This window comes from Mycobacterium sp. KBS0706 (genome assembly GCF_005938675.2).
Classification (GTDB): domain Bacteria; phylum Pseudomonadota; class Alphaproteobacteria; order DSM-16000; family Inquilinaceae; genus Inquilinus.
Genome location: NZ_VCCH02000188.1, coordinates 1 through 6682, shown reverse-complemented (window position 1 = coordinate 6682; position 6682 = coordinate 1). Strand labels below are relative to the sequence as shown.

Annotated in this window: 6 protein-coding genes and 1 pseudogene; 1 reads left to right on the top strand and 6 read right to left on the bottom strand. The window is 62.2% G+C overall.

The window, feature by feature from the left end; all coding sequences use genetic code 11:
- Positions 1–116 precede the first annotated feature (116 nt).
- A pseudogene (locus FFK22_RS40425) lies at positions 117–821 on the top strand (IS110 family transposase); the annotation flags it as partial.
- A 349-nt stretch (positions 822–1170) separates the two neighbouring features.
- Here the strand turns inward: FFK22_RS40425 and FFK22_RS40420 are convergent.
- From FFK22_RS40420 to FFK22_RS40395, 6 genes are all read right to left on the bottom strand, one after another.
- The gene (locus FFK22_RS40420; protein ID WP_138893470.1) at positions 1171–1836 is read right to left on the bottom strand and encodes a CBS domain-containing protein; all 666 of its coding nucleotides are present in this window, start codon (positions 1834–1836) and stop codon (positions 1171–1173) included.
- A gap of 429 nt (positions 1837–2265) precedes the next feature.
- Positions 2266–2658 (bottom strand): hypothetical protein, encoded by a 393-nt coding sequence (locus FFK22_RS40415; protein WP_138893471.1) that lies wholly within the window; start codon positions 2656–2658, stop codon positions 2266–2268.
- A 281-nt stretch (positions 2659–2939) separates the two neighbouring features.
- Positions 2940–3494 (bottom strand): AidA/PixA family protein, encoded by a 555-nt coding sequence (locus tag FFK22_RS40410; protein ID WP_138893472.1) that lies wholly within the window; start codon positions 3492–3494, stop codon positions 2940–2942.
- Between the two features lie 335 nt (positions 3495–3829).
- On the bottom strand, positions 3830–4492 hold the full coding sequence (locus FFK22_RS40405; protein ID WP_221939252.1) for an inclusion body family protein: 663 nt from the start codon (positions 4490–4492) through the stop codon (positions 3830–3832).
- Positions 4493–4640: 148 nt separating this feature from the next.
- Positions 4641–5417, bottom strand: coding sequence for a hypothetical protein (locus FFK22_RS40400; RefSeq protein WP_138893473.1), 777 nt, complete (start codon positions 5415–5417; stop codon positions 4641–4643).
- A gap of 28 nt (positions 5418–5445) precedes the next feature.
- A complete protein-coding gene (locus FFK22_RS40395; protein WP_138893474.1) occupies positions 5446–5871 on the bottom strand; it encodes a phasin family protein in 426 nt (141 codons plus the stop codon).
- Positions 5872–6682 lie beyond the last annotated feature (811 nt).

Here is a 6682-nt window from a genome sequence, read left to right as displayed (position 1 = left end):
GGAATCCCACAGAGTCTATCTCCAGGGCCCTTGGTATGAGCCGAGGGGTGGCTGCTCCACTCAGGATGATGGAACGTGGTCCGAGCGGATCGGCCACAAGCATCGAGGGAGCAGCCATGAAGTATTATGCCGGCTTGGACGTGTCGCTGGAAGAGACCGCGGTGTGCGTGGTCGACGAGGGCGGACGGATCGTCCGGGAAACGCGGGTGGCGAGTGAGCCGACGGCTCTGATCGCCTTCTTCAACCAGCTGGACCTGCCGCTGGAGCGGATCGGCCTGGAGGCGTGCTCGCTGTCGGCCTGGCTGCACGAGGGGATGACCGAGGCAGGATTGCCGGCGCTGTGCATCGAGACACGGCAGGCCCGGGCGGTGATGAAGACCATGCCGAACAAGACCGACCGCAACGATGCCCGCGGTCTGGCACAGATGATGCGGACCGGCTGGTATCGCGTGGTGCACGTGAAGAGCGCTCAGAGCCGGTCGTGGCGGGCGCTGCTGGTGGCGCGGCGGACGGTGCTGAACAAGATGCGCGACATGGAGAACGGCGTCCGGGCGCTGTTGCGTGAGGCGGGGCTGAAGCTCGGCACCCCGAGCCGGAAGGACTTCGCCGCCCGGGTGCGTGACCTCGCCGGTGAAGATCCGGTGCTGAAGCCTCTGGTGACGTCGCTGCTGGCGATCATCGCGACGATGGTCCGCGAGCTGGCCCAGCTGACCAAGCGGATCCTTGCCATCGTGCGCGACGAACCGGTCTGCCGCCAGTTGATGACGGCGCCGGGTGTCGGCCCGCTGACCGCGCTCGCGTTCCGCGCCACCATTGTGCGGTGGTGTTGCGGACGCCATGATCTACCTCTGCCCCTGGAACGCACGGGGCGGCCTGGATGGCCTCCCAGGCTCCGGAGCCATGTCCGGCTGCTGGGAACATTGCGACGGGGGTCAGGCCATGAAGGCCGCCAGCCCCACCCGTACGCCTGTAGAGTCTGCCGATAAGACGCCGGCTTTGCGGTGCCAGATTGGCACCCGAGCTGAGGCATGCTCGCTATGGCGGCCTGACGACGGACAGTCGCGTTGATTCTCTCGTCGGTGCGGCCGAGCTTCGACTTTCCCGCTGTCGCGGCGGAACCGCCGTGTCCGAACGTATGTGGCGGATCTGCGATCACCCGGTTACCCCCGGTTATGGCAATAAGTCGCCAGTGGCCGGATCGGAGAGGAGCAGACTGTCGACAAAGCGCGTGACCCCGGACACGCTCTCGACAATGCGCAGTTCATCTCGCACGGCTTCGTCGGTGACGATACCGCTGATCCGGGCAACGCCATTCTCGACATCAACGTAGACACCCTCGATCCGAGCCCAGAGATGGCATGAGATCTCGGCAAAGATTCGCTCGCGGACAGCCTCGTCGTCATCACGCTTCTCGGCGCGCGCCTTGACGCGGCTTGTCAGCCGGCGCAGACGGAGATCCGTGCGGTTCGCAAAACCCAACAGCCTCCCCAGTACGGCTATGCCCTCGAGCCGCCGATTCCGCATCAGGCAGGAAATCTCCTCCTCAGCATCCTCGCGGACAGAGGCGAAGTCTCGGGTCATCACATCGCCAACGCGACGATTATCGATGGTGGCCAGCCGGGCGGGCCTGGTAAGGATATCGGACCCGTCATTGAGGGGCGTTCCGTCCCGTCCTATCAGGTCATCGGCGGTGATCATGCCGACCATCTTGCCGGCAGGATCAACAACCGCGAGAGTATTCACCGCGCATCCGAGCATGATCTGCGCCGCCGCCACGATCGGCAGGTCGGACCACACGGCCGGAGGATGCGGCTTCATGATTTCAGCGGCTTTCATCGTATTTCTCGTTTGCAATGGGAGGAGAGGATGACTGCCACGAGAGATCCGCGGTTGACACGGATCGAATTGTCATGGCGATCTTCCTAAGTCGGTCGATCACAACATCAAAAGTCCGAACAAGGCCAAACCAGCCGACGCGGCGGGATACTCCGTCATACGACAGTATTTATATCCAACCGGACGCGCTCATTACCATTGAGGCAGTCGGTCCGGCAGGGTACGACCGCGAATTCCCGGATTCGCGAGGCTCGACGCGATCAACCTGAGAGGCCGGCGCTCGAGACGTTGGCGCAACAGGATTCGCTGATTTGGTCTTCCAGGTCGAGGAAGACCTGCGAAGAGGTGGGGCCGGCCAGCCTTCTTCAGGCGTCGTCTTGCGTCCGACGCGGTGCATTGGGCCGGCCACACCTCAGTTAGACGCGAGCGTCACCCGACGGATCGATAGATGTTCAGCGTCAGCACCAGGTCATTGAAGTCTTTGTCGGCGCTGGTGCCGCCGTCATCCACCGCTACGAGGTAGCTGGCGATGTAGGTGGCGCTGGAGGAGGCCGCCGTGGCGAAATCCGACAGCACGCTCAGGACGTTGCCGCCGGCACCGGTGATGGTGAGGTAGACCGGCCAGGCAGCGGAGGATGGGATCGCCACAGCCCCGGCTGTCGGGGTCCAGTTGACGCCGCCGACCTCCTTAGTGAGGTAGACCGTCCCGACCTGGTCGGTCAGGGTGAAGGTGTAGCTGTTGCTCGACTGGGTGAAGGCGCTGAAGGTCACGGTCTGCCCCGCGCTCAGCAAGGCAAGTGTCTCGGTGTAGGTTGCAGACATTGTTCGTTCCTCTCATATTTGAAGCAAAATTTGAACGCGACTATTCGCAGGTTGATTGTGCTCCAATTACTAAGATAGCGCAACCATCAAATACTGTGCCGCTGCGGATTTGTGCACCATTCAACTTTATTATTAATAATCGCGATAGTCCGTTATCAGTTTCTCGCAAATCGTCAGCGCCTTTGCATCGCTTGTCTTCTTGAGACGCCAGCAACGTCACTCCTAGAACCGGTCAAATCGGAATTGAATGGCCGCGTCACTATCGAGCTGATGCGGCTCGACTACGGTGTCTGTCCGAGGCCCGAGATGCTGATCTGGAGACGCCATCGGAAATATCCGAGTATCGCGCAATCCTTGTCCAAAACTATGAAATCCAGATCGCAAGCCGCCTCGCCATGTGCCAGCACTTGGCTCCGCCAGAAATGGTCGTTGATGCCTTGGCTGCCCGGTTCCAGCAGACTGTCGGCGTTCGCCGTCGGGACGGTCAAAGCCTCACGCAGGACAAGCTCAAAGGGAGAGAGGACATCAGCGTTGTCCTGCGCCATCCGGTGAAACAGGACGATGTGCTCCCCTCTCAAGGCCAAGGCATTTCCGCGGATCCGGAGATGGACTCCAGGCTTCACGGCCAGATCGAGGTGGCTGTCATTCCTCCCGAGCGGCCCGCCATCGCGCGCCGCCAGAACGTAGAGATGCGCGCCATCGACGAGTGTGGGCGTATCGGACGAGAGGCTGGCGTGCGGATACCGTGACAGCAGCGTCTCCGCGTCAACGATGACGAGAACAGCAACGCGGGACTCGGAGTGCTCTGTCTTGGCGGTGGATCTTTCTTTGGGCATTGCTGCTTCCCTTCCTGACCGTGGGACGCTCGACAACCAAAATCCTCAAGGTCAGTCGAACAGGGTGGCGCTGGCGACGGATCGGTCGATTAGTCTCTCTTGTGACGGGAGGCCCTGCGGGGTGCCGCCCGGTCTCTGGATCGACGCGGAGAAGCGGCTGTCCGATCCGGCCAGGAATGACGGCGAGGTCGGCGCCCGTCAGCACCGCGTGCTCCGCACCCGCGATGGGTATCGACGGTGGTTGGTCACGGCCGTTGCCGAGGCCCGCAAGCCTCCCTGATCCCGATACGTGGGAGCAAGGAGGCTCGGGAATCACGCCACGATGGCCATCCGCCTCAATTGTGGATGGTGATGAATGGATCCCACGAGAAATATCCCATCGCGTTGCAATTGCGATCGACGATCATGAAGTTGAAATGGTAGGTAACGCGGCCGATGGCCAAGGTTTCCGAGGACCAATAGTAGTTGGCTATCTTCAGGCACGTCGGCACGGACGGATTGCTGGTGTTGGGCTGAGCGATCGAAGCCTCCGCCTTCCGCGGGGTTGGCGTGGAGATCAGCTCGTTCCCGACGTTTCCGATGAAGCGGTAGAAGATCACCGACTTCTCGAATCCGAGGGACAGGCTCGTCTCGCGCCAACGGATCAAGTCCCCGACCTGGGCCTTCAGGTCGAGCTCGCCGCCCGCCTGCCCGCTGATCACATTCTCCTGATTGGTGATCATGTAGACATGGTGGAAGTCGATGAGAGTGGGGCTGTCTGGATTCTTGCTCGGATTCACGTACTTCTGAAGAATGGTCCCCGTATCAAAGGCAACAAGAACATCCGTGACCCTGGACATGATGCGTCTCCATTGCAAAGAGGAGTGTTTGGCTTTCGCCGTGCCCAACCCATCGCTGTAGACCATCGCGATGGCTGGTATCCGCACGACCAGGCCGGCGACGCGATCACCCGAGGCGAGCTCACCGTGAATGTGAGCGGAGGGCAGATCGTCGGGCACCCTGGTCGGCCGATTCAAGTGGTCGCCGCTGAGGTGGACGACCGACGATGGCGTTTGCTGAATTCTGGGTTTGCCAGCGCGTTGCGTCGACCGGGCCATCAAGCCATGGTCGCGGCGGCTGGCTCATCGGCCTCGAGATCCGCGGCTTCTACCGGGCCTGGATCGCCGAGATCGCCCACATTTGCGGACCCGGCCGGGTCGAGTCCGCCGGGCGCGGCTGACTCAGGTTCGCCGGCTCGGCCCCGATGCCGAGGGCGGGCATTGCCTCCCGGTCGGGACCGGACGCGTTTGCAGCCCCATCCGCGCTGAGCACGGTGGCCGCGGCTTCCGCGCAGCCCGTTGCCCGATCGACGTCGGGTGCGGGATCGAGGGCCTGTGAGGCGGCGGCAATCCGACCGCCGGTGCGACGCGTCGACGACCGGCGCGAGACCCTGCGTTCGCTCTGTTCGGGCTGGACCAGAGAAAGGGGGGCGGTCTGGCCGCCCACATCCTGGGCGGGCAGCCACCCTAGAGGCGGCGTGGTCTCACGCTCTTCTCTAGCGGGTGCATGACGCTCGTCGGCCGGTTCGCTCACCAGCGCGGCGCAGCGCTCTAGGATCTTGTACGTGAGGCCCGTCCAGATCTGAGCCTGTAGCTGGATTGCGTCCAAGACGACCGCAAGGATGGCTGTCTCGGCGGTGACGTCCCGTGGGTGGCGTGAGCGACAGGCATCCTGAAGCGAATGGGCATTGGTCGCGATCAGCACGTCCGTCTGGCCGTCGCAGACGTCGCCGTAGCTTTTCTGCAGATCGGCCGCGGCGGCCCGAAAGCGCTTCACCCGCGTCTCGATGACGGTGCCCGCCATCACATCCGGCGCGCCCCAGCAGGCAAGCAGGCCATTCAGCCGATCCAACGGCATCGAGGTGATGCTCTGGGTCGTCGCCAAGGCGCCCTCCTTCGTCCACGCCACCTGCCTACTCCGCGGCGACACTTGCGCGCGGGGACTTGGCGCTCCCCTGCGGTGCGCTCTGCCCCAGAAGCGACTGCGCCGTCTCGGACCAGGACGATGCCTCATCGCGGACAAACCGGCTTACGATCTCGCCGAGCTTGCTGGCTTCGTCGAGATAGTCGCGCACCGCGGCGATCGCCCAATCCTGCTGAAGCTTGATCGCTTCGGACAGGTTCGGCTGTCCGACGATCGATTTGCGAAGGTCCAGATCCTCGCGCAGCCGCGTGCTGACAAAGCCGACCAGCTCCTCCTGCCATTCCAACCACGCCTTCGCGTAGGCCTCGCCGGCTCGGGCGAAAGTCTTGGCGATCGGTGCGCCAAATGGCGCTAGTGCGGGAAACGGCACGGATGCGCCGAATCCGTAACCTTCGTTTGGCTCAGGCTTGCTCATGGATGACCTCCTGCTAGCATCATTGTCGAATAAACGGAATCACGTCAGCTTCGCGGGCCACGTCGTGGCGCATGCATCAGTAGTCGGCTAGGATTATTTGACACATCGATTCCAAACGTCCCGAATGGCGAATGCAAACCCTCTAACCACTCTTGTTTTATCAGTCAAGGAATCATTTCACATCAGACAAATGGCATCGTTCCCAACCATAATACTGCAGTTCATCCCAGGTTGCGTCGATATTATTTTATTCATTGCAGCGGAGGAGCGCGGTTAATTTTATCAAAATCCCAGCCATCGGGAGTTCTCCCGTGGCAGGGCGCGCCGGCGTATGCCAAAACAGCATCGCTCTACCGAATGCCGTCGCATGACCACCACCCAGCGACGGCCAAATTCGCCCATGGCGACGATTGCCATGGCGGCGTTCGGATCCCGGCGCAAATCGTTCAGCAACCTGCGGTCCCGAGTTCCGTTCATCAATGGTTCGAGCAGGGCACCGAAGGAACGGACAGAATGCGACCTGGGGCACAAAACCCCATTTGAGGAGGCCGTACTCCCTCCGGCCGCTCTCGGGATTCCGCCGGATCACGATAATCTCCGCGCCCTCGACCATCTGGCCCGGCTTGTGGCCGTTGGCGCGGGCCCTCTCCGCCTGAAGACGGACAAGTTCGGCCAGACGCTCCGATGTTGTGCTCTCGGGTGAAGCCATGGCGATTCATATGGGCGCAAAGGCCCGATTGGGGCCGATGCTGGGATCTTCGGAAGCCGTAAGAGACCTTTTGGAAAAGGAGATGGAGCTTCCCGGAGGCTT

Bases quoted from the DNA above. Each gene is read 5' to 3' on its own strand.
- FFK22_RS40410 (WP_138893472.1), bottom strand. From the start codon at position 3,494: ATGCCCAAAGAAAGATCCACCGCCAAGACAGAGCACTCCGAGTCCCGC.
- FFK22_RS40415 (WP_138893471.1), bottom strand. From the start codon at position 2,658: ATGTCTGCAACCTACACCGAGACACTTGCCTTGCTGAGCGCGGGGCAG.
- FFK22_RS40395 (WP_138893474.1), bottom strand. From the start codon at position 5,871: ATGAGCAAGCCTGAGCCAAACGAAGGTTACGGATTCGGCGCATCCGTG.
- FFK22_RS40420 (WP_138893470.1), bottom strand. From the start codon at position 1,836: ATGAAAGCCGCTGAAATCATGAAGCCGCATCCTCCGGCCGTGTGGTCC.